The sequence below is a fragment of the Marinifilum sp. RC60d5 genome, assembly GCF_052400665.1.
Taxonomy (GTDB): domain Bacteria; phylum Bacteroidota; class Bacteroidia; order Bacteroidales; family Marinifilaceae; genus JBQTGK01.
The window spans coordinates 56,640-80,681 of record NZ_JBQTGK010000006.1; the positions used below are offsets into that span (position 1 = coordinate 56,640).

Genomic DNA, 24,042 nt, shown 5'->3' on the forward strand with positions numbered 1-24,042 from the left:
GGTAATCATGAATAATAAAATTAAACAACTCACTTTACTAGCCTTACTTGTTTTGGCTGGTGCTTTAGTGAGTCCTGTTTTTGCAAAAAATTTAAAAAAAGTAAAATCTGGAAATGAATCTAAAAAAGCATTTCCAGAAAAACGGAATGTCATTTTTATAATCATGGATGATATGCGTTTAGATATGGCCGGTTTTGGTGGTGGTAAAATGAAAACTCCGAATTTGGATCAACTAGCATCCGAATCTACTTATTTCTCAGAAGCTTGTACTACAACAGGCCTTTGTAGTCCATCACGCGCTGCTCTATTTACAGGGCGTTATGGTCATCGTACCGGATTAGATGATAATTTACACTTGTGGCATTCTCCTGCAGCTACACTCCCGGCAGACCAACCTACCATAATTGAATGGGCTAAAAATGCGGGTTACAATGTAGGGTATATTGGCAAATGGCATGTTGGATATATTACTCCAGGAGATAGAGGTGCAGACATGTTCATCGGTCGTAATGGTGCTAGTTTAATGAAAAAATTTAAGCGCCCTAATTTTGAATCACTTGATAAGTATTACGAAAAAGGGAAAACTTTTGAAGAAAAACCAGAATATTATTCTACTGATAAGAAAAAAACCTTCGAAACGAGTGAACCTGAAATTCAGGTAAACGGGGGTATTAAATTTTTACGTAAAGCAGCTAAAGACCCACGTCCATTTTATTTGACCGTAGGTTTTCACACACCACATCCAGCTTATAAAGTACCAGCCCCTTTTGATAAGATGTATGATTATCGTAAAGTTGATTTGCCAGAGTCTTATAAAGAGAATAAACCGGGACTCGAATATCAACACGATGTACTATGGCCCTGGATGAATGTAGGCCATATGAGTGATGATGATTGGCGTAAGACAATGTCATATTCAATGGGGTTAATGACTATGTGCGATCAATCAATGGGTAAATTTTTTGATGAGATTAAACGCTTAGGCATGTGGGATAATACGTTAATCGTATTTACTTCTGATCAGGGAAGTATGCTTTCAGAACATGGACTATATGACAAAGGACCGTATGCTTACGATGGTTTAATGCGTATTCCTATGTTGATTAAAGCGCCTAACACGGCTCCTCAGAAAATTAAACACCAGGTAAGTCTTATTGATTTAAATCAGACTTTAGTAGAATATATGCATTTACAGCCTACTGTTTCGAATGTTGATTCTCGTTCTTTACTACCATTCTTGAAAAATGGTAATGAGGCTTGGGATGAGGTTCCGGATGTAGCTTTTTATCGTTATGAATGGTACAATGGGCATTGGTTTGGTGAACGTGCAGTACGTACTCCAGATTGGAAGTATTGTTTCAATCCTTGCGGTGATGATGAGTTATATGACTTAAAAAATGATCCTCAAGAGAGGGTAAACCTTTATAGGAATAAAGCCTATGCGAATCAATTAAAAACGATGCGTGATTTATTGATTAAACATTTAGATGATGTAAAAGACTTTAAGGTTAAAGCCATAATGGAACGTTACATTAAATGTGAAAAATAATTCATTTCCTCTTAGACTCATGATGTTTTTTTAGGCTTAGAATCAGCCTAAAAAAACATTGGAACTATTCAATCTACTACGAGTTGGCATTTTAACACAGCAGTACACAAGGGTTTTGTTCTTGTTTACTGGCGTGTATAAATGCACGAGCATAGAATGGCAGTGCTTCGTTCTGAGATTAAAATTGCAGATCCCATGGTCGTGAATCAATCGCACCCAAACTTTTGGGAACCATTAAAAGAAGTTGTATTCAAGATTGAAGAGAAGTAAACCCATACCTATTAGATAAAGAAAGCTCGACCTACAAGTCGAGCTTTTTGGTATGCTGTTGTCATCAAAAAAACCTCCTCCCACAATTCTTTTCACACAAAGGCGCAAAGTTATTTCACAAAATACACAACGATGAAAGTCTTTGGTAAACGTCATCCTTTCCTCCTACGATAAAACATCATAACAATTTTTTTTCACATATTCTTTTGTTTAGTAATAATATTCACTAGATTTATTAAGCTTAATAGATAATAGGTATTAACAAGTGATATTGAGATCAATAGTAATATCAAATAATATTATATTAGTCAATGCAAATAGTAGAAAGCCCGAAATTGTTTTTGCAATTTACTGATATCTGCAAAGTATGAATAATTGGTTTTCTGATCCATTCCTAAACAGGAAAAGCATGAAAAATTGGTTTTCTGATCCATTCCTAAACAGGAAAAGCTTAAAAATTGATTTTTTGATCCATTCCTAAACAGGAAAAGCATGAAAAATTGGTTTTTTGATTTATTCCTAAACAGGAAAAACATGAAAAATTGGTTTTTTGATTCATTCCTAAACAGGAAAAGCAGAAAACAATATTTTTTATAATCAATAAATGTTAATTAAAATTTAGAGCCAATGGCATTAATTAAGAAAGTATCAACAAGTAGTCGCAATGGCGACACGAGTGCATTATTAACTCTTATTCTAAAAGCATTTGCAAGCAATGATTGGAGTGCAGACCTTTACTTAACGCCTATAATTGCTAAGATAAGTGAAACCAATACCTCTCTGATTGAGGCATTAAGACGTTTGAAAGTTTATTCCCAAATGGCAGAGAAAGACTTTACGCGCGATATGGCAATTAGAGCCTTATTTCAGTTGGTAGAGGGCTATGTTTATATTCCTATTCCTGAAATGAAAGAAGCTGCCTTAGTTGTAGAAGCTGTGCTAGAGCAATATGGCATGGGCATACAAAACGTCGATTATGCCGAAGAGTCGGCTGATATTGAATCCTTACTTAACGACTTAGCGAAGCCCGATGTTGTGACAGCTATTGCCAAAATACAAGGCGTAGCCGAAACCATTTCGGCTTTGGCTGCAAGTCAAAAAGATTTTGAAAATGTAGTCTTGCAACAAGCAGAGGGCGAGAGTGTGAAGAATGATTTGGTATCGGCAAGCCAGTTGAAGAAAAATGCCATTGTTGAGATTAATACTAACCTTGTGGGGTATATGAACACCATGGCAAAAGTAAACCCTGCAACCTACGAGGCTACAGCCAGAATACTTGCCGAGTTGATAGATAAAAATAACGAATTGGTGAAACGCCGTTACAGAACCGACGAACCAGATACCGAAATAGTTTAAAGCGACTTATTAAGGGGTTCACAATAGGTGAAACCCCACGTTCAGAAAAACGATATAAGTCTAGGAATTTGTTTATCAGTATTCCGATCAGAAAAGAGAATGTAAGTGTAGTTACATTCTCTTTTTTTGTTAACTCCGGCATACATTAGTCTTGGTATAGAAGACTAAAATTTTGGAATCAGGATTCGTAACAACGAACTTCAAATAGTTTAGCATTTTTAGCTCCATAGGTCTCCTTCATATTAATACGTACCGCAGTAACCTTAAGGGTTTCAAAATTAAATTTAATCAAACGCTTTCTATTCTTATCATTAGAACCAACTTTAAGCCATTTGCCATTAACACGAGCCTCAACATCTAAAGATTTCAATAGTTCATGAGGGACATCATTCCAAAAAGTATCACTCACCCTTGAATCCTTACGCATCAAAATATTTCTCTTAACATTGGTATCACACTTTATTTCAAGCTTTGAAAGCGAAATCGGCTTTTTCCATTCTATTTGTACTGTTGCAGGTAAACCATCCGACTGCCAATGGTGCTCTTTTCCTGCATAATCACGCGACATACCATCCGTTAATAATGCAGTATCTCCCGTCAATGTAGACGAAGCAAATACCGTTTGTGCCTTCTTAACTAAATTGTCCTTATCTGTTGCTGGTCTGTTAGGAATAAAGGCATCATCTCTTAGCAACTGCTCCTGTAACTCATTTACATGCTTCTTAGCAATATCCCTCGGATTAATACCTTTCCGAACACAAAGCGCTGCAGCAGTTCCCACCGCTTGTCCCATAGTAGCACAAGTAGCCATAACGCGCGACGAAGAAAGTGCAATATGCGTTTGACTGATGTTCCTTCCTGCAAAAGAAAGATTACCTATATTTTTCGAATATAAACTTCGATAAGGAATTTCATATACCTTTTTAAAATGATAATGGAAATAACTTGGTGGATCCTGCAAATTCTCAATTCCACCCCAGCAGTGCTCATCCAAAGACCAACCGCCATAGGCAACTGCATCGCTAAAGTGTTTATGCTCTGTTAAATCTTTTTCCGATAAAATATAATCTCCAATAAATCGTCGTGATTCTCGTCGTCCAGGAAGTGAACCCAACCAATCCAGAGCATGATTCTCCGCTTCGGGGAAGTTCCCTGAGTTTTTGATGTAATCCCAAACACCATGCAAATACGCCATTAACTTATGTCTATTTACTTCAGCATCACCAATTATATCATTGTCACTACCAATCTCTACCCACCAGATTCCATCCTTAAACCCTTTAAAATTACGTTTGGGATGTGATTTTTCTGCTTCGTATTTTATTGCAAAAGGAGGCGCTTCGTAAGGCACAGGCTTTCCCATATCTTTACTCGACCATAAAAGGGTTGCTCCCATCTGCCATCCATCTGGCTTATCGGGTGCATATTTCTCGTTAAACTCATCCTTTCCTTCTCTACCAGTACGATACAATGCACCAGCTGTAGCTGCCAATAAGCCATCACCAGAACAATCGATAAACTGTTTAGCAGTAATGGTATATTCCGTTTCGGTAGTTAATTGCCAACATTTGGCCGCTTTAATTGTGGAACCATCCATTACGGCTTCTGTAGCTTGGGTATTCAACATCAAATCCAAATTGGGTTCACGTGTTATATAATCATACATCACATGATCAAACATCGGAAAAGATTCTTGTTTATTATAAAAGCGATTGTGTAACAATATTTCTTCAATTACACCAGTCTCCCTCTCTGGAATACGATCTGGATGAAGATGAGTTACCCCATTAACATGTACCCGCATTTCACTGGAAGCATTCCCTCCAAGAACCGGACGATCTTGCACCAATACCACTTTAGCACCGTTACGTGCTGCAGAAACCGCAGCACACATTCCTGCTAATCCTCCTCCTAAAACTGCTACATCGTAAAATACGTCTTTCTTACGATCAGGAATACGCACTTTGCCTTCTCCCATTTGCTGCCACTTATCCGTTTCCCTGTCGCCTTCCTCTTTTGTTGCACTTTGGTTTATAGCATTAAGTGATAGAGGCAAAACACTCGCAGCAACTGCACCAACAGCTCCTTTTTTAAAAAAATCTCTTCTTTTCATCTTTTTAATTTTTTTTTGATTCCTGAATGTTCAAAAACTTTCTGCACATTCAGGAACTCAAATAGTTACCTCATTCTACAATTCAGAAATACTACCCATCCAACCCTCATTAAATTGAATCATAAGCTCATCTACCAAGTCTGGATTAGCATTTGCAATATTTAGCGTTTCATCAGGATCTACTTTGTGATCATAAAGCTCAATCGCCAAAGGTTTCTCATTAGGTTTTTTAGTGTTCTTCCAAACAATTAATCGATACTGCTTGGTTCTCATGGCATAGCCCATCACATCGTTTTCGAATACTGTACGATCCCACTTTTCTTTTTGTTCCTTTTCGATACGTGCTTCCATCTCTTTGATAAGAGGACCAAAATAGGTTTCTCGCATGGCAGGTCGGAGAGGGAATGCACCCCATTCTCTTAAAGCAGGAGTAGGGAACTGACTAAAAGCTGCTTTCTTCCATTCACGATCTGGATTTTTCAACAATGGCTTAAAGCTAGTTCCTTCTAAATTTTTAGGCTTATCAATTCCCGTAAGATCACATAAAGTAGGATACATATCAACAAGCTCGACTAAAGCATCTGTGGTTTTACCTCTACTTCCTTTTGGCATATCGGGAGTCCAAATCATCAGTGGAACACGAGTAGCAATTTCATAGTTAGTTGCCTTACCCCAAATCCCCATATCTCCAAGATGCCAACCATGATCACTCCAAACAATTATAATGGTATTGTCACGCACACCAGCCTCTTCTAAAGCGTCAATCATTTTACCAATCTGTGCATCAACATAACTAACACAAGCTAAGTAGGCATGCTTAAGGGTTCTAGACATCTCTGGATCAATATCACCAGATTTAGGAATACCTGATCGAACTCGAAGTTCAAAAGAAGGATGTAAACCCATTGCAGTAGCTCCTTTAGGTGCTTGTACATGTTCCGCCAAAGGAATATTATCTCTATCGTAATAGTCCCAATATTTTTTAGGTGCCGTCCAATTTAAGTGTGGTTTGTGCATACCTAAACCCAAGAAAAAAGGCTTACCATCTTTCTCTTTTACTATATCTTTTAAAGTCTCAATAGCTAGTCGTGTATTGTAACCATCACTATACTCATAATCTTTTACATCGGCACATTCGTAAGCAGGTCCACTAAACAAACCAAACTTAGCAACCTTGCCATATTTCGCCAACATCTTAGTTTTTGTATCAGCTTTAATTTTACTATTTTTTTTCAAATGAAAGGCCTTAGGTTTTTCCAATCCAGGAATGGATGTTAATGCCTCTCGACTCCATGATATTGGATCTTCATCACCGTGATGAAATATTTTACCATAATAAGCAGTTTGATATCCATTATTCATGAAATGTTGAGCTATCGTAAGAGCTTGAGGATTTTTATCACGAAATCGAATATAATTATGAGTAACACCACTAGTCTCAGGTCGGATACCTGTCATTAAACTTGCCCTAGAAGGTCCACAAATAGCTTCCTGACAATAGGCTCGATTAAAAAGTAAACCTTGCCCTGCCAATTTATCCAGATTTGGACTTATCGCGATATTTGATCCATAACAGCCCAATTCTGGACGAAGATCATCTATACCAATAAAAAGTACATTAGGACTTCCTTTTTTTTCATTACGAGCTTCACAACTCAATGTTGTAAGCATTAAAAACAGAACAATAAAAAATTTATTCATCTAATTAAATATTATAAGTTTGCGATGATTTAAAAGTAGAATTTTGCTCCCTGTAAAACCTCTAAAAAGCCATTACAAAATATTAACATTCATATTTTTTCATATTACAACATATTAACATACCTTTAAAACAGACTCAATACATAAAATATATGATTCACATAACTAGATGCTTACACATCAAACTTCTTTTTTGTATTTTTATTATCGGAATATTGACTATTACTTGTGGCTCGAATACACCATTACAAGCGCAACAATTCAACCATTATCTTCCAGAATCATTTCATCCATTTAAAACAGATGGCAAATCAGCTATAAAACTTGTAACTAAAAAGTATAAACAAGTCGTACAAAAACAAGATACAGCAAGTATTATTCAAAAACTCATATTACTAAGCAGTCTTGAACGGATTAACCTCAATTATAGAACAGCATTTGATCGCGCAGGGGAGGCTTTATTTTTGGCTGAACAATACAATAACGTTTTACTAATCGCAAAAGCACATGAGGAACTTGGTATTTTGAATTACCTATTTAAACAGGACGATAGCGCTGGCATACATTTTAAGAATTCTTTGCTCTTTTATAAAAAAAGCCAAAGCATCAACAATCAGCAAAGTCTTCTTCATCCATATTATAATCTATTGCTTTACTATCAGCGAATAAAAGATAGTCAAAAAACTAAAGTCTATATCGATTCCTGCAGTTACATCACGAAGTCAAAGGGATTAATAAATTTTGAAAGAATTTTCTTAAATGAAAAACGAGCAAATTTATGTAGATGGAATTCCGATTTTGAAAAAGCAATTACCTATATAGAAAAATCAATTCTGGCTTTAGAAAATCTCAAAACAAATGAGGAATTGTTTCTGAAACAAAAAAGTTTCCTAATTATCCTTTATGCAACAAAAGGTAGCATTTATAGGTCACAAGGAAAGATGGACGAAGCAAAGTTATGCCTAGAAAAATCACTTCACGCAAAAGATCTTTATGGTGAACACACGTTTTACAAATCTTTTGTCTACAAATCCTATGCTACACTATTATATGATATTGGCGAGTTCAAAAAATCGTATGCAAATTTATTACGTGCTCAGGAAATTAACGATAAATATTTGAATCCTAGAAATGATGATAACCATAACTTTATTTCCATAAAAAATCGATACAACGAAGAGATCAATAAAAAGAATGCAGAAATTAACCTAAAGAATCTTGAATTAGCAGAAAGCAAACAAGAAAATTTACGTTTCAAAATATTTTTCTTCATTGCTATTTTTCTAATTATTGTTGTCATTTTTATTTTTCGTTACAGGACTCAACATCTTAAACATCAGAAAGAAAATGCTATTAATGAAAAAAAACAGCAACAAGCCAAAGAACTCATTGAACTCAAAAATAAAGAGCTTACATCAAGCATGTTACAGCTCATAGAAAAAGATGAAATCATTAAGACCCTTAGTGATCAATTAAAAAAAGATCCAAGTAACAAAACCCTTTTATCTTCCATTGAAAAACGTTCTGTAAGTTTATGGGAAGCGTTTAACACTCGATTTATGGCACTTAACAAGGACTTTTATGATCGCCTTAAAAAGCAAGTTCCGAACCTAAGTGCTGCCGATCTTAAAATTTGCGCCTTAATAAAACTCAACTTTTCTGGTAAGGAAATGGCTTACTTATTGGGTATTTCGGAAGGTAGTGTCAATGTAGCCCGACATCGGTTACGAAAAAAATTGGAAATAGACAGGGAAACAAATTTGGTGCAGTACATCAATTCGATTTAATTAATTCCAATGATGAATTTCTCGAATCACGACCCAAACCTCGTTTCGACTAAAATTTAATCAATAAACTTATGCTATTCTGCCGCAACTTCAAATTGCTTTGCAAATGATTCTTTCACTTGAGTCGGTACTTACTTCTACATACCTATACGAAGGTAACACTTAGTTCACTCATCTACCTTGGACTATCAGAATTAAGCCCATCTGTCTCAGAAATAAGGATTAAAATTGCAACAAACCCAAGACAAGAAGGATGTTTATTTGATGAACATCCTTTACTATTTTAGCTGTACAGGTACTTTCTGTCACATTAAAAGTCATTTACCCAAGGCGATCGTATTTTACCCCACAAAAAAATACCGGAAGTTTCCTCCCGGTATTCAATTTAATAGTCAAAGACTAAAAATTACAGTATAAAATCTAACACTAACTAAACTTTACTATACTAATATCCATAATTTTGCAACAATGCAGGAGCTTTTTCAATCTCTGTTGAAGGAACTGGCAAATAGTAATGTCTCACATACCATGGTCTTGTAACAACTGTACTTTCTTCGAAAGACAAACTTCCATCTTCAGCCTTTGTCCATGTTAGCCCCTTAATATCAAAACCTAAATGAGCTTCATTCATCCATCTTCTTTCATCAAAGAAATTGTGGCCTTCAAAACAAAGTTCAACACGTCTTTCTCTTTTTATCGCTTCCAAAAGATCTTCTCCTGTTGCGGTAATAGCTGGTTGAAGTGCTCTACTAGAAACTTTATTTACATATTCTCTTGCAAGTTCTTCTGCATTTAGATGATACTGCGCTTCAGCATAATTCAAATAAATTTCAGCCAATCGATACAAAATATAAGGACGTTCAGCTGATATTCCTCCAGTTACGTCAACATTTTCATCCTGAAATTTTCTGATGTTATAACCTGTTTTTGATGAATGACCGACATTTCCAATACCCTTAGGAGAATCTGATCCATGGATATTAACATCCACATCATCTGAAAGATAATACTGTACCTCGCGACCCCTAAATTGAGCTCCATTAAATAAAAGATCTGAATAATATCTCATCTCTCTACCATCATTTGGATTGGCAGGATCAAAAGAAGCTCCATCAGTACGTGTTCCATCGGCCATATTAAACTCCATTGCAAAATTATGAGTTGGAGATGATAACCCCCAACCACCATATCCTCCTGGAGACATTGCCATATCTGGTAATGTATTAACATCAGTACCAAAATCGTAATAAGTAGAACCAAAAGGTCTTGCGAATAGGATATCCTTATTAGGAGACAAGAATAATTCCTGATAAGCTTTTGCATCAGCTACTGAGATTAAGTCTCTCGCTCCTACTAAATCAATAACGGCTTTTGCAGCATCGGCAGCATCTTGCCATTTCGATGATTTATCATAGTCGTAAAGTGGACCATTCGGCACTGTTGCTGGATCGTGAAGTTTACTTGCTGCATACAGCAAAGTACGCGATTTAACAGCTAAAGCAGCCAGTTTAGTCGCTCTACCAAATTCAGTATCAGGACGAGTAAGTGGCAACACTGCAGCCGCTTCATCTAATTCTTTCACAATAAAAGCAACACATTCTGCGTAAGAATTTCTTTCCAAATTAAAATTATCTTCAAGACCTAGAGCATGTTCCATAATTGGTACGCCACCATAAAAACGAATTAATTTAGAATATAGATTGGCTCTTAAAAATTTCATTTCAGCTTTAAGAATATTTACCTTATCCGCATCAACCTTCATCGCTTCACTATCATCAACGCGATCTAAAAACTCATTGGTTGAACGTACATAATCCCAATATTGAACCCATTTGTCCTTGAAAGTACCAACGTTACTAGGCGTCCAACCAGCTCGTACTCTTAATAAATCTTTATCCTTAAAGTTAAACTTAGCCTCGAAAGATGCATTTTCAATATTGAAGTGACGTCCCCACCAATTAGCACGATTCAAACCCCAACTTTCTGTACTATTGTATGATGTGAAAACCAATGTTTCCAATTGACCAGGATCGCTATAAATTAGATCCTCAGCAAAAGCATCTGATGCTTCTGTATTCAACACATCTTCACAACCAAATGTTGCAAACAGTGTAAATACAATAAATATATATTTAAAATTTTTCATCTCTTTTATTTTTATATTGAATAAATTATTCCCTAGTAAATGGAGTATTTATTAACTATTAATTAGAAGTTCAGATTAAATCCGAAAGTATAAGATTTTAAAGATGGATATCTACTACCTCTAAAGTTATTATAACCACTAGCTTCAGGATCTAAACCTAAATCATAAACATCCGAGAACATGGTTACTAAATTAAATCCACGAGCAAACACCTTAAGTGTTCCAAACTTAATTTTGTCTTCAGGGAATGTGTAAGCCAATTGCACTTCTTTTAATCTCACAAATGAAGCATCCTTTAACCAAAAATCGGCCCCTTCAAAATTAGCAGCATTGCCACTTTGGTTTCCACAATTGGCATCATCCTGAACAAAGGCTCTTGGATATTTTGAATCAGGATTTTCAGGAGTCCATCTTTGATTAAACACATAGTCTGGTTTTGCTCCAGATTGATCAAAGAATACTAACATTTTAGCTTTAGCTTGTCCTTGGAATAAGAAACTTGCGTCGAAGTTCTTATAGCTTACACCACCATGCACACCAAACTGAATTTCTGGAACATTAGAATCGTAAGAACGAACTCTATCACCCGAATTAATTTTTCCATCTCCATTTGTATCTAAATAGATTGGATCACCAGGGACTGTATTGGCTTTCTTTACAGTTGTCGCATCAACTTGAGCTTGATCGCGGAAGATCCCTGCAGTTTTATAAACTACATAAGAATCCATTGCATGCCCTTCTCTCTTCATGGCATCAGTCACATCAGCTGCCTCATCCATATAAACAATTTCGTTCTTAGCCTGAGTAAAGTTAAAACCTAAATTATAATCAACTTCACCGATTTTATCTTTCCAGTTCAATTCAAATTCTAAACCGTAATTATCTACTTTGCCTAAATTTTCCGCTGGCAAAGTAATCCCAACAACATCAGGAATTGAAGCACTTCTTGTAATTAAGATATCTTCCCTTTTTTGATAGAAATAGTTGATATCACCCGATAGTTTATAATCAAATAAACTAAAGCTTAAACCAATATTTTTCATATCCGCCTTTTCCCATGTAATATCAGGGTTCGGAACATTACTACTGCTATAAGAGTTATATTGAACTCCAGGTGTTCCGAAAATATAGGAATTAGGTGCGGTCCAAGAAGTTCCACCATACTCATACTTAGTCAAGTATTGAAATCCTGCAATACGATCGTTACCCATTTGAGCCCATGAACTTCTTAATCTCAAAGAATTCACCCATGAAAAATTATTCATAAACGATTCCTTATCGATTGCCCAAGAAACAGCAACTCCTGGGAAAGTACCAAATTTATTCTCTCCAAAATTACTTGAACCATCTCGACGTATCGTAAAATCAACAAAGTATTTTTTCTGATAATCGTAAGAAAAAGACCCAAAATAATTCACTCTTCCCCATTCATAAGAGGTACCTGTAGATTGCATTCCTTCATCACTTCCTGCAAATAATTCAGCATGATGATCACTTGGAAAACCCTTTTTCTGAACAGAGAATGAACGTTGCTGTGATGAGAAATATTCATAACCAGCAAATGCACTAATGTTATGATCTTCTCCTAAAGTTTTCTTATAATGTATTGTTGAATTCAACATCAACTCATCATATTTCCAAAAGCTCTCAGTTAAAATTCTATTATTACCATCATGTGTAAAACCAGGAATTTCTACATACTCATCTGATCCTTCTTGAGACTGATAAACAGACCAAGGCGTATACCAAGTTTTCACATCGTTACTCTGTTTTCTGTATCCTGCAAAACCTTTAATTCTTAGACCTGGTGTTAGCTTATCTAATTTCCAGTCGTAAGATAGTTTACCACGTAAATCGTTATCTAACTGCTTAGCAAAGCCAGACTTAGAGCTTGACATTACTGAAGGATTGCCTCCGTTTTCACCACCCCAACCAGGTAAACCATTGGGATAAATCCCAACTTCAGTTGGTTCATTTGTATAGATTAACTTATAAATATAAGACGCATCTACACCTGGTTCTTTTCTATTTCCAAAGCGTCCAGATAAATCAAGTCCTAAAGTAAAAGTCTCATGCAGTTTCATATCAATATTCGAACGAACCTGATATTGCTTAAATTTCAAATCACCAGATTCAAACATTCCCTTTTGATCCATATAATCACCACTAACAAAGTAATTAACCTTATCGCTACCTCCTGAAATTGAAAGAGAGGTTCTTGTTTCTGGTGCAGAATCTGCAAAAGTCAAATCTGCCCAGTCTGTACTTGGATAGTTAGGATCATTACCAGCAGCATACTTAGCAATTTCTTCTTCAGTATAAGGCAATTTAGTTCCTGCAGTTTCAGCTATTTCATTATTATAGATTGCATATTGCTCCGAAGTCATTAGGTCTGGAGTCGCAGAGAAAGAAGAAAAGTTAATTGAACTAGACAAATTAATTTTTGCTTTACCTGCTTTTCCTCTTTTTGTTGTAATCAAAATTACACCATTAGCAGCACGTGCACCATAAATAGCAGCCGCACCATCTTTCAAAACATTTAAGGACTCAATATCTTGAGGTGCCAAATTAGAAAAACTAGATGCCGTAACACCATCAATTAAGATTAAAGGCGCATTATTCCCTAAAGTTGATTTTCCTCTAATTAAAATAGTCATATCATTATCTCCAGGGTAACCACCTCTATCGGATACAATTAAACCGGTAACTTTACCTGCTAAAGATTTAGCTAAATCTTTATTGGATGTTTTAGAAAGTTCTTCTGCTTTAATCGTACTAATTGATCCGGTAACTTCACCTTTCTTTCTAGTTGTATAACCAATTGCAACAACCTCATTCAAACCAATTGTAGCTTCTTCCAATACAACATCTATAGATGTTTGATTAGTATATACAATTTCTTGTGTTTTCATACCCACAAAAGATATTACTAAAACATCACCCTGATTTAGGTTCGACATTTCGAAATATCCATCGATATTGGTAATTGTACCTGTGGTTGTTCCTTTTATTACCACACTTACTCCTGGAAGAGTAGCTCCGGTATTGTCTTTAACTGTACCGCTTACTGATGTTTGAGCAATAACAGTTTCTGATGAATTTTGAGAATTTGAATTTGTCGCCATTACTTGAGATATTCCTAAAAATATTCCTAAGGCTGAAAATTGAGCAATCCTAAAAAATTTCGTTAAATTTTTTGGTTTTTTCATAAGTCATTCATGTTGAAGTGAATAAAATTGATTAGTTAATTTTTGTGTTTTTTGCAGATATTGAGATGATGTAATTCTGCAAGTTTGATATTTCCAGTTTTATTTATATCGTTTGTGTAGATAAGTTTATGTTATATATTGAAGTGTTTTATGTAGTAGATAAAAATTTAATTTTGATGAATAATTAGTTGTTGAGAGAGTATTAAATCTAATATATATTACAATAGTCTATATTTATTGAATTATTGCATTCTATATTAGATATAGTTCTAGTGTTTAAATTATTAATGTAAAGTAACTGAAAAGATAAAAAGGTGGGTTGGTGAAATTTACCATGTAATTACATTATTTTACCCTTATTTAAAAATAAGAGGTAAAATGGTGTTAAAATAGGGTGTAAATTGGCTAAATTGTGTTTCTAAAGTTGTTAGGAGTGCTTCCCATTATTTCTTTAAACTGGCGATTAAAGTTTGTAATTGAGTTATATCCAACCATATAGCAAATTTCAGATATTGGAATATCTTGTTGGACAAGTAGGCGGGAAGCATTGCGAACACGAATTTCGTTTAAAAATTGTGTGAAAGATTTATTGGTTGTTTTTTTGAAAAAACGACAAAAAGAATTTGTTGTCATGCAAGCTATATCCGAAACATCATTTAAGCTAATGTCTCTGGCATAATTATCCGAAACAAATTTAATTACTGAGTCTAAGCGATCTGAACTATCGGTGGTGTATTGACGCATGTCTGATGAGGATAGAATTATTTTATTGTCGATAGTTGAAAGCTTACATAGTATATCTAGTAATTTAATTAATTGTTGGGCAGGTGATAGTTCAATTAAACCAATTAATTCTTTGTGCAGTTTTTTGTTTTCCTTACCTCCAAAGCTAACGCCAAATTTTGATTCTTCAAGTAAACTGTTTATCTGCGAAAATTCAGGAATATTAAAAGTTCCTTCTCCAATAAAATCTTTTGTAAATTTAATGACGATGGTTTTCACTTTATTTTGATCATTTTCTCCATAATAAGAAACATCGTTGCGCCATAAATGAGGTAGGTAAGGGCCAACTAAAACCAAATCGCCTGGTGAAAAATGAGCTACGCTATCACCAACAAATCGAATGCCATTACTTTTAGATATATATATTAATTCATACTGAGCATGGTAGTGCCATGAAGAATCAAGACATGGAATTTCTTTTTTCGTAATATCTAAACGCTCGTTAGCTGAACTATCAGTATTTTTCAATATTAGTTTCATAAACTAAAACTCCGAGAAATATTTATAAGTTTTAAGCACTCTTAGTCTGGAATAAATATAAATAAAAAATATAGAATTCTATATGCTTATAAAAAAAAACAGTTCAGAGCACAGAAAGCAATGAACTGTTTAAACTATAAAGGAAGATAATTACTACTATTTTGAAAGTTCCATAAACTCAATTGGAGAACCGTTGTGCACAATAAACGCAACACGTACACCTTCTCCTGGTGAAAATGTATCAACAAGAATTTCTTTTCCCTCTATGGCATCTTCAATATTATCAACCAAATAAGCCACATGCGCAACATTCTGAAACATGGCTGGCATTGGACTATCTGCATCACATTTTACCCATTCAATACCAAACTCATCCTTACTAAAGTCGGTAAAATGAATTTTCCCTGCTTCGTAAAAACCATCCCAATTTTTCTCTTCTGTTGTTGGTATTCCTATATGACTAAATTTATAATTCATTTGAATATTTTTAAAGGTTAAAACATTATTTAAATCAATAATTAATCCAATGGCTCAATAATAAACTCAAAGCCATATTTGCCTGATTTCAGCATATATTTTGGTAAAGTGTTAGACAATGTTCCTCCAACACCTGCTTGAACACAATCGATGTTAAGCGTATAAAATCCTTGCTTCTCTAAATCAAATGGATGATTTGACTTTTCAATATTATCTGCAGAATAAGGCCAAACTGAAAATCCAAATGTTGCTTGTCCAGAAATCTTTAATCCTGCTTTTTTATTTTCTGTCATCAACTTCAACCAACGAGTATCGGTTCTATTACCATTTCCTTGAGTTTTAGCGTAATTAGTAAACATATCGTCAGTTTTAAAATGATATTCATCTACCTCGCAAGCTGTTTTTCTATCGCAATAGCTTTCCCAAGGACCATTTCCGTAATAAGATGTATTTACATAGTTTGATGAAACGCCCATAGTAGCACCAAACTGTATCATACGAGGAAGTGATTCATCAGCGTTCAAATCCATTTTCACAAGAATCTTTCCATCATTAAAAATGGTATAGATCGTTGCAAGTTCTATTTTATCTTTAAAGTTTTGCTCAATAGAAACACTTACAAATTTATTGTTATCAGCATTTACAGTTACTTTTCTGGTTTCTAATTTTGTTTCCAAATTGCGCCAAACCTTTTCTGATTCTTTAAAAGCTTTACTGCTCGCTCCCCTAACATCGTTATCAACAGATGGTCGACAGAAATTTGCATGCAAAGGCGATTTTAATTGTTCAATCCCATTTACCAAATAGGAACTTAGCTCTCCATTAATCTTGGATATACGCGTTGAGAAACCTTTACTCTTAATCACAATTTCTGCATCTGTTTCTGTCAATGAAATTTTTTCTTTTGAAGAAGAAACGTAAGCTGGTAAATCTTCTCTAGCTTTTAAAGCAATTTGATTACTGGCAATTTCATATCCTTTTTTACACCACAAACGATCATTTTTTTCATGTAAACTTAATCGCAACCAATATTCAGAGTCCGATTTAAATTTTACAGCTTTAAAAGGAACTTTCACCACCGAACTAGCATAGGCATCAATATCCTGATCTGGAAGAGTTCCGGATTGCAAATTTTTACCATTTTCCGACAAAGTCCAGCGAATTTCGTATTGATTTAAATTTGTAAAGTTAAATCTATTGATAATTCGAACTTGCCCATTTTTAATAGCTGCATCTTCAAATACGACAGGCTGAAAGACATGCTTACATTCCCATGCATGAGGATGTGGCGTTCGATTGGAAGCAAACACACCATTCATACAGAAGTTTACATCATTTGGAATATCTCCAAAATCGCCACCATAAGCATAAAATTTCTCGCCGTTTTCTATTGTCTTCTCAAGCCCTTGATCGATCATATCCCAAATGAATCCACCAATAAGATTTGGTCTGTTTCTTATTTCCTTCCAATAGTCAGTTAGGCCACCAATAGAGTTTCCCATTGCATGCATGTACTCACACATAATTATTGGTCGATCGATATGGCCACTTTTTGCCATACCTACCAATTGACTCAATTCAGGATACATTCTACTTAATACATCAACATATTTAGGATCGTCAGGATTTGCATAAACTGGTTTTCTCGACATTTTAAATGCAATTCCTTCAACATAGTCAGGATCTGTTGGATCGCCTTGAGCTCCTTCATAATGAATAAAACGAGAAGGATCATAATCTTTAACCCAACCTGCAGCTGCTGCAAAAGCAGGACCCGTTCCGGCCTCGTTACCAAGCGACCATGAAATAATACATGGCTCATTTTTATCTCGTTCAACCATTCGAATACATCGGCTTAAAATAGCGGCTGGCCAAGTTGGACTTTGAGGAATAAAACTTCCCAAATGATGACACTCAATGTTTGCTTCACCCATTACATACAAACCATACTCATTACAAAGTTCTAAAAAGTACGGATCGTTTGGATAATGTGAAGTACGAACGGCATTAAAATTAAATTGCTTAAGTAATTGAACATCCTTACGCATTTCTTCTCTTGTTAGCGCTTTTCCATGCACAGGACTATGATCATGACGATTCACGCCCATTATCTCAACTGGCTTTCCATTAATCAGTAATTCATTTTTAGCGCTAAACTCAACTTTGCGGAAACCAACATTCTGACTTCTTGCTTCAACGAGTTCTCCCTCAGGATTTAAAACACTAAATACCAATTTGTATAGATATGGATGCTCTGATGACCATTTTTGAGGACAGCGAATATTAGCTTCCATCATTGCCCATTTGGTAATATCCCTTTGTGGCCATCTTTCGTTGTATATTGCCTTAACTGGAACAGATAAAGATTCGTTTAAAACAGCATTTTTATCTGCATCGTAGAGCTGAGCTGTAATTTTCCAACCTTCCAAATTCGATTCATTCTCTTTGACCCAAACACGAGGACGAATTTCCAATTTGGCATCCTGAAGATTTACATCAAATTTAGTTCTAACGAAAAAATCATTCAGTGCAATTTTAGGCTGAGCCATAAGTAATACTTCGCGATGAATACCGCTCAAACGCCACATATCCTGATCTTCCAGATAGCTGCCATCACTCCAACGAAACACCTGAACTGCAAGTCTATTTTTGCCACTTTTCACATACTTGGTAATATCAAATTCGGCTGCCAAACGACTTCCTTGACTATAGCCTACTTTTTTCCCATTTACCCATAAGTAAAAAGCTGATGAAACTCCTCCAAAATGAAGAATAATTGATTGATTTTCCCAATCAGTTGGAACTTCAAAATCACGAAAGTAACTTCCAACCGGATTGTCTCTATAAATTTTTGGTGGTCGTGGAGGTTGCGGACCTCTCCAGGTAAATTTTAAAGTCGTATCGAGAATATTGGGTGTAAATGGATAAATAATATTTGAATAAATTGGCTGACCAAATCCCTTCAATTCCCAATTAGAAGGCACTTCAATATCATTCCAATCTTTCCCTACAAAATCTTCTTTCATAAAATCATTTGGACGATCTTCCGATTTTCCAACGTAATTAAATTTCCAAATCCCATTTAAAGATTTTATTCTCGCCTTATCTCTATTTCCATTTAATGCATCCTTTACATTTTTGTAAGAATAAGATGGAACACGAGCATTCATTTTATTTTGTTCAAACATAATCTCATTCTCCCAGTCATTTTGGGCAATGGATAAATGCGAACAAGCAAATAAAATTAATCCTATAATTGAAAGTGTTTTCTTCATTTTAATTTTTTTTAGTCTAATTTAAGGCTAGTCAAGTTTAAAAGTTTCATCAAATCTAGGCATTTTGTATTCTTTCCATTCCACGCCAGTTTGTTCATCGTGCCACCAAAGTGGTTGTGCATGAGTTTGGCTCCATTTTTCAGCATCTGCAACCATTTCTTTCAGCAAATCAGGGTATTTAGCACTTAAATCATGCTGTTCATTAATATCTTTATCTAAATTAATCAATTTCCATGATTCTTGATTAACTCTCAATACTTTCATTGAATCACGACGAGCACCTACATCGGTATATCCTGTTCTATGACGTAAACAGTAAATATACTCTCCTGTGTGCGAGCCTTTGCCATTTTGAAAATTATCCCACATATTTTTTCCATCAAGCACTTTGCCTGCTGGTATTGTTGCACCGGCAAGTTTGGCAAAAGTAGGGTAGAAATCTACTGATGAAACTGGTTGATTAAAACGTTGACCGGAAGGAACATTCTTTGGCCAGTGGAAAAACATAGGTACTCTGTATCCTCCTTCGCATGCACTACCTTTTCCTTCGCGAAGAGGATAATTTGTTGCTCCTTTGGTTAGTTTACCACCATTGTCGCTTAGAAATACAATTAAAGTGTTTTCGAACTGTTTGTTTTCTTTTAAGCTTTTCACAACTTTATTAACACCTCTATCAACAGCATATACCATTGCTGCGTAAGTTCTTCTTTTTTCATCTTTAATATGAGCGAATTTGGCAAGATCTTCCTCTTTAGCCTGCAACGGAACGTGTGGTGCATTGTAAGCTAAATACAAAAAGAATGGTTTTTCTTTTTCTGATGCCTCAGAAACAAAACGAACAGCTTCACGAGAAAGAGCATCAGTAATGTATTCTGTCTCTTTAACGTCTTCTCCATTGTGTTCTAGAGGATGTAAATATTCAAAAATAACGTTATCACCTGCTTTTTTACGCTTTTCGAATTTCTTACGATAAATTTCAGGAAAATATTCATGACCACCTCCAAGAAATCCATAAAAATCATCAAAACCTCTGTTATTAGGATGATATTTTGAAACTGAACCTAAGTGCCATTTACCAAGGGCTCCGGTATAATATCCATTATCCTGAAGTACTTTACTGATAAAAGTTTCATCAACAGATATTCCTTTTCCTATTGTTTCGCAATTAGGAGGAAGGTTGAATTGAGCTCCCATTTGATGAGGATAACGACCTGTCATTAAACTAGCTCTACTTGGACCGCAAAATGGATGTGTTACATAGGCTGAAGTAAATATGGTACCGTCGTTAGCTAATTTATCCAAAGCAGGAGTTGTGATATCCTTGGCGCCGTTAAATCCAACATCGGAATATCCTAAATCGTCGCATAAAACAACAAGAATGTTTGGACGTGTATCTGAAGACTTCGTTTGTGTTGATTTTTTTGTATTACAACTAGCGAGTATTAATAAAATTGCACAACAAGTAAGTTGTATTGATTTAAATAAGTTCATTTCGCTTTTTATTTTTTATTTCCTGCTTTTGTGGTTAGTTGTCGAAAGAATAGCGAGAAATAATTATAAGAACGATTAAATTAGATTGTAAAAACAATCATTGGATAACAAATGACTATCCAATGATTGAATGATTCAGAGTGTGTTTTAACGGACAACCCGACCAGATCCGGAACCACCCATCAACGCTTCTACTTCGGCTCTTGATGTGTAATTGAAGTCTCCATTAATAGAGTGGCATAAGCAAGAAGATGCAACTGCAAATCGAATGGTATCTTCAGGATTTGTAAATTCAGCAGTATTCATAGCATAAACCAAACCAGCTCCAAAAGAATCACCACCTCCAACTCGGTCAACAATCGCTTTTATCTGATAAGGAGCATATTCCCCATTATTTAATGGAGCAAAGTGAGCTGTTTCACTTTTTGCATCGTACAACATAGCTCCCCAATTGTTATGGGTTGCCGAAATACTTTCGCGTAAAGTAATTGCTACTTTTTTAACGTTCGGAAATTGGCGAATAATTTCTTTTGCAACATCAACGTATTTTGCAACATCAAGTTTTCCACCTTCAATATCAGTATTTTCAGCAGATATTCCCAGAACATCATGAGCATCTTCTTCGTTGGCAATTACAACATCAACGTAAGGTAGAATTGCACGCATTGTTTTTTGAGCCAGATCTGCTGCCGAAGTACCCGATTGCCATTGCCACAATTTTTTTCTAAAGTTTAGATCGCAGGAAACGGTTAAACCTTTTGCTTTTGCTGTTCTAACTGCAATTTCGGTAGCTGTAGCTGATACTTCAGATAGAGCAGGAGTAATACCTGTTGTATGTAACCATCCAGCATCAACTAATAATTTATCCCAATTGTAGTCTTCGCCACGTGTCATCGATACTGCAGAAAAATCTCGATCGTACATTACACGGCTCGGACGCTGGTTTGCTCCGCGTTCTACGAAATAGAGTCCGAACCTTCCATTTTTAGTTTTTTTAATTCCAGATACATCGACATCAATGCCTTTAAGTACTGATAAGCAGGCTTCTGTCATTTCATTATCGGGAAGGGCAGTAACAAATTTTACTTTTCCACCAAGCATTGCTATCGAAGCAGCAACATTTGCTTCGGCACCGGCAAATGTCATATCAAGTTTACCGGGCATGCTTTGATGAAATCGTTGAAAGTTTTCAGGACAAATTCGCCCCATTATTTCGCCAAATGTTATTATTGTCTTCATTTAAATTTGATGTTTGAGGGTACGATAGCTAATTCGTACTATTTATTTTCTACTTGTTCTGATTTTTTGAATTAAATCATGAATTTCTCTTGCATTTTGAGTGATTGTTTTCCAATCTTCAGTCTGAATCAATGGACGTTTTGCAATCCAGGATCCACCAATAGCTGTAATAAGTGGAGACTCAAGATATGAGGCAGCATTATTCATATTACATCCTCCAAGAGGAATAAATTTTAAATCCAGATATTGATATGGAGCAACCATATTTGTAAGGTGATTCATACCTCCTGATGTTTCGGCAGGAAAGTATTTTAACACTCTGCATCCATGTTCAATTGCAATTTCAATATCACTTGGAGTCATTATTCCAGGTGCGAAAGATAAACTTTGTTTTCCTGCTTCTGCGAGTACAGTGGGGTTACAACCGGGTGCTACTGCAAAATCAGCTCCTGCATCTACTACTGCTTTTACCTGTTCAACAGTTAAAACTGTTCCAAAACCTAAGTTCATTTGTGGAAACGTTTTTTTTATTGCCAGTGCTGATTCAATTGCAGCAGGTGTGCGAAGTGTTAATTCAATGGAATCAACACCACCCTCGAGTAATGCTTCGGCCAGAGGAACAGCATGATTTGCGTTGTCAATTACCAAAACAGCGATTACTCCGCTGTTGTCAATTTTTTTTATAATTTCAGGCGTCATCGCCTTCTGAGCTATAGGTTGCATTTCTTAAATTCTTACTGTGATACGTTTTCTTTCTAGATAATCATCTAAGGCCAGATATGAACAATCATGACCTAAGCCACTTTCTTTAACTCCACCATGAGGCAGGTAAATTGCATACTTAAAACCGTTGACATGAACTTCACCAACTTCTAATTCATTAGAGAATTTTTGAACACGCTTAATATCATTTGTATATAGATAGCTAGATAAGCCTACTTCGCAATCATTAGCCATATCCAGAACTTCCTCTTCTGTTTTAAATGGATAAATTGCAGCTATAGGACCGAATATTTCTTCTTTAAAGATTGTCATATTACGGTTTAGCCCTGTGAATACTGTTGGTTCATAGAAAAATCCTTTCTTTTTATCATCAGGAATTTTACCTCCACATTCGAGCTTGGCACCTTCTGAAATAGTTGTCTCTACTAATTTTATTACTCTATCTCTGGAACGGGCATCAACTATAGGACCCATATCGATTTTAGAATCCTTGCCAAAACCTAGTTGTAAGTTTTTAGCTTTTTTAACAAAACGGTCTACAAATTCTTTATAGATTTTTTCATGAACAAATATTCTGTTTGGAGATACACAAACTTGTCCGCAGTTACCAAATTTTAATGCCGATAAGTCGTTAACAGCCTGAGATATATTTGCATCGTCAAAAACTATAGCAGGAGCATTACCTCCAAGTTCCATGCTAAAGTGTTTTATAGAAGTTGCGGCTTGTTGCATTGCCATTCTTCCAGATGTGGAAGATCCAATCATGGTAATAATTCTTGGTATTTTACTCGAAGAAAGAGTTAAGGCCACTTCTTCGTTAGATCCGGCAAGAATATTAACAACACCTTTTGGAAAATTAATACTTTCCATTATTTCTCCTATTAAGTATGCCGAAAGAGGAGCGTTGGCCGAAGGTTTTAAAATAAGAGTACAACCTGCGGCTAATGCCGGGCCAATTTTAAATCCTAAATTTAATAAAGGGAAATTCCAGGCTAGATATCCAACTGCAACACCTGCTGCTTGTTTAATAATTTGATGAGAATGTGAACCATCAGGATCTGGTAGTATTTCATCTCTTCTATGCAACATTTCCTGAGGGTACCATTCTAATGCATTAATAACCGTTTCGTAATCTTCTACTGCTTGGTTATAAGTTTTCCCCATTTCGTACATTACGCTTTCGCGTATTTCGTGTTGTTTTTCTATAACCGCATTGCGTAATTTGTCCATCCACATTTTACGAGTGTTTACACTCATTTTGGACCATTTTTTGAAAGCTTGCTGAGCTGCATCGAGGGCTAATTCAGCATCTTTTTTTCCTGCCCATGCGATTTCGGCTACAGCTTCTTCTGTTCCGGGACAAATTACTTTTGATTTGGTTTTTTCTGTTGCATCAACTAGTTGTCCGTTGATGTATAATTTTTTATATCCGAATTTCATAAT

The 24,042-nt window shown here is 35.5% G+C and carries 15 protein-coding genes; 4 read left to right on the forward strand and 11 right to left on the reverse strand.

The genetic code is table 11. The features are described from left to right. Nucleotides 1-7 precede the first annotated feature (7 nt). The 3 genes from ACT3CE_RS13870 to ACT3CE_RS13880 all read left to right on the forward strand — a co-directional run bounded on the left by ACT3CE_RS13870 (nt 8) and on the right by ACT3CE_RS13880 (nt 3,175). Nucleotides 8-1,549 (forward strand): sulfatase family protein, encoded by a 1,542-nt coding sequence (locus ACT3CE_RS13870; protein ID WP_444710364.1) that lies wholly within the window; start codon nt 8-10, stop codon nt 1,547-1,549. Between the two features lie 141 nt (nt 1,550-1,690). Continuing rightward, nucleotides 1,691-1,819, forward strand: coding sequence for a hypothetical protein (locus ACT3CE_RS13875; protein WP_444710365.1), 129 nt, complete (start codon nt 1,691-1,693; stop codon nt 1,817-1,819). Between the two features lie 627 nt (nt 1,820-2,446). Next, nucleotides 2,447-3,175 (forward strand): DUF6261 family protein, encoded by a 729-nt coding sequence (locus ACT3CE_RS13880; protein WP_444710366.1) that lies wholly within the window; start codon nt 2,447-2,449, stop codon nt 3,173-3,175. 178 nt (nt 3,176-3,353) lie between these two features. Here ACT3CE_RS13880 and ACT3CE_RS13885 read toward each other — a convergent pair whose 3' ends face one another. After that, entirely contained in the window at nt 3,354-5,288 is a 1,935-nt protein-coding gene (locus ACT3CE_RS13885) for an FAD-dependent oxidoreductase (protein ID WP_444710367.1), read from the reverse strand. 75 nt (nt 5,289-5,363) lie between these two features. After that, on the reverse strand, nt 5,364-6,989 hold the full coding sequence (locus ACT3CE_RS13890) for a sulfatase (protein WP_444710368.1): 1,626 nt from the start codon (nt 6,987-6,989) through the stop codon (nt 5,364-5,366). Nucleotides 6,990-7,141: 152 nt separating this feature from the next. On the opposite strand from ACT3CE_RS13890, the gene ACT3CE_RS13895 reads away from it, so the two are divergent. Beyond that, nucleotides 7,142-8,776, forward strand: a complete 1,635-nt coding sequence (locus tag ACT3CE_RS13895; protein ID WP_444710369.1) for a helix-turn-helix transcriptional regulator — start codon at nt 7,142-7,144, stop codon at nt 8,774-8,776. Between the two features lie 445 nt (nt 8,777-9,221). Here ACT3CE_RS13895 and ACT3CE_RS13900 read toward each other — a convergent pair whose 3' ends face one another. The 9 genes from ACT3CE_RS13900 to ACT3CE_RS13940 form a co-directional block, all read right to left on the reverse strand. Further along, nucleotides 9,222-10,922, reverse strand: a complete 1,701-nt coding sequence (locus tag ACT3CE_RS13900; RefSeq protein ID WP_444710370.1) for a RagB/SusD family nutrient uptake outer membrane protein — start codon at nt 10,920-10,922, stop codon at nt 9,222-9,224. Nucleotides 10,923-10,984: 62 nt separating this feature from the next. Beyond that, on the reverse strand, nt 10,985-14,131 hold the full coding sequence (locus ACT3CE_RS13905) for a SusC/RagA family TonB-linked outer membrane protein (protein WP_444710371.1): 3,147 nt from the start codon (nt 14,129-14,131) through the stop codon (nt 10,985-10,987). A gap of 405 nt (nt 14,132-14,536) precedes the next feature. Beyond that, entirely contained in the window at nt 14,537-15,394 is an 858-nt protein-coding gene (locus ACT3CE_RS13910; RefSeq protein WP_444710372.1) for an AraC family transcriptional regulator, read from the reverse strand. Between the two features lie 156 nt (nt 15,395-15,550). Continuing rightward, nucleotides 15,551-15,871 (reverse strand): hypothetical protein, encoded by a 321-nt coding sequence (locus tag ACT3CE_RS13915; RefSeq protein ID WP_444710373.1) that lies wholly within the window; start codon nt 15,869-15,871, stop codon nt 15,551-15,553. 41 nt (nt 15,872-15,912) lie between these two features. Continuing rightward, nucleotides 15,913-19,146 carry a glycoside hydrolase family 2 TIM barrel-domain containing protein gene (locus ACT3CE_RS13920; RefSeq protein ID WP_444710374.1) on the reverse strand — a complete coding sequence of 1,078 codons (3,234 nt, stop codon included), beginning with the start codon at nt 19,144-19,146 and terminating at the stop codon, nt 15,913-15,915. Between the two features lie 27 nt (nt 19,147-19,173). Beyond that, nucleotides 19,174-20,637 carry a sulfatase family protein gene (locus tag ACT3CE_RS13925; RefSeq protein WP_444710375.1) on the reverse strand — a complete coding sequence of 488 codons (1,464 nt, stop codon included), beginning with the start codon at nt 20,635-20,637 and terminating at the stop codon, nt 19,174-19,176. Nucleotides 20,638-20,784: 147 nt separating this feature from the next. Next, the gene (locus ACT3CE_RS13930; RefSeq protein WP_444710376.1) at nt 20,785-21,876 is read right to left on the reverse strand and encodes a sugar kinase; all 1,092 of its coding nucleotides are present in this window, start codon (nt 21,874-21,876) and stop codon (nt 20,785-20,787) included. 42 nt (nt 21,877-21,918) lie between these two features. After that, a complete protein-coding gene (locus ACT3CE_RS13935; protein WP_444710377.1) occupies nt 21,919-22,599 on the reverse strand; it encodes a bifunctional 4-hydroxy-2-oxoglutarate aldolase/2-dehydro-3-deoxy-phosphogluconate aldolase in 681 nt (226 codons plus the stop codon). 3 nt (nt 22,600-22,602) lie between these two features. Then, nucleotides 22,603-24,039 (reverse strand): NAD-dependent succinate-semialdehyde dehydrogenase, encoded by a 1,437-nt coding sequence (locus tag ACT3CE_RS13940; protein WP_444710378.1) that lies wholly within the window; start codon nt 24,037-24,039, stop codon nt 22,603-22,605. Between the last annotated feature and the right edge of the window lie 3 nt (nt 24,040-24,042).

What these genes read in the sequence shown, in the direction of transcription:
- ACT3CE_RS13910 (WP_444710372.1), bottom strand. Translation starts at nt 15,394, where the DNA reads ATGAAACTAATATTGAAAAATACTGATAGTTCAGCTAACGAGCGTTTA.
- ACT3CE_RS13930 (WP_444710376.1), bottom strand. Translation starts at nt 21,876, where the DNA reads ATGAAGACAATAATAACATTTGGCGAAATAATGGGGCGAATTTGTCCT.
- ACT3CE_RS13920 (WP_444710374.1), bottom strand. Translation starts at nt 19,146, where the DNA reads ATGAAGAAAACACTTTCAATTATAGGATTAATTTTATTTGCTTGTTCG.
- ACT3CE_RS13885 (WP_444710367.1), bottom strand. Translation starts at nt 5,288, where the DNA reads ATGAAAAGAAGAGATTTTTTTAAAAAAGGAGCTGTTGGTGCAGTTGCT.
- ACT3CE_RS13890 (WP_444710368.1), bottom strand. Translation starts at nt 6,989, where the DNA reads ATGAATAAATTTTTTATTGTTCTGTTTTTAATGCTTACAACATTGAGT.
- ACT3CE_RS13935 (WP_444710377.1), bottom strand. Translation starts at nt 22,599, where the DNA reads ATGCAACCTATAGCTCAGAAGGCGATGACGCCTGAAATTATAAAAAAA.
- ACT3CE_RS13900 (WP_444710370.1), bottom strand. Translation starts at nt 10,922, where the DNA reads ATGAAAAATTTTAAATATATATTTATTGTATTTACACTGTTTGCAACA.
- ACT3CE_RS13905 (WP_444710371.1), bottom strand. Translation starts at nt 14,131, where the DNA reads ATGAAAAAACCAAAAAATTTAACGAAATTTTTTAGGATTGCTCAATTT.
- ACT3CE_RS13940 (WP_444710378.1), bottom strand. Translation starts at nt 24,039, where the DNA reads ATGAAATTCGGATATAAAAAATTATACATCAACGGACAACTAGTTGAT.
- ACT3CE_RS13875 (WP_444710365.1), top strand. Translation starts at nt 1,691, where the DNA reads ATGCACGAGCATAGAATGGCAGTGCTTCGTTCTGAGATTAAAATTGCA.
- ACT3CE_RS13895 (WP_444710369.1), top strand. Translation starts at nt 7,142, where the DNA reads ATGATTCACATAACTAGATGCTTACACATCAAACTTCTTTTTTGTATT.
- ACT3CE_RS13925 (WP_444710375.1), bottom strand. Translation starts at nt 20,637, where the DNA reads ATGAACTTATTTAAATCAATACAACTTACTTGTTGTGCAATTTTATTA.
- ACT3CE_RS13880 (WP_444710366.1), top strand. Translation starts at nt 2,447, where the DNA reads ATGGCATTAATTAAGAAAGTATCAACAAGTAGTCGCAATGGCGACACG.
- ACT3CE_RS13915 (WP_444710373.1), bottom strand. Translation starts at nt 15,871, where the DNA reads ATGAATTATAAATTTAGTCATATAGGAATACCAACAACAGAAGAGAAA.
- ACT3CE_RS13870 (WP_444710364.1), top strand. Translation starts at nt 8, where the DNA reads ATGAATAATAAAATTAAACAACTCACTTTACTAGCCTTACTTGTTTTG.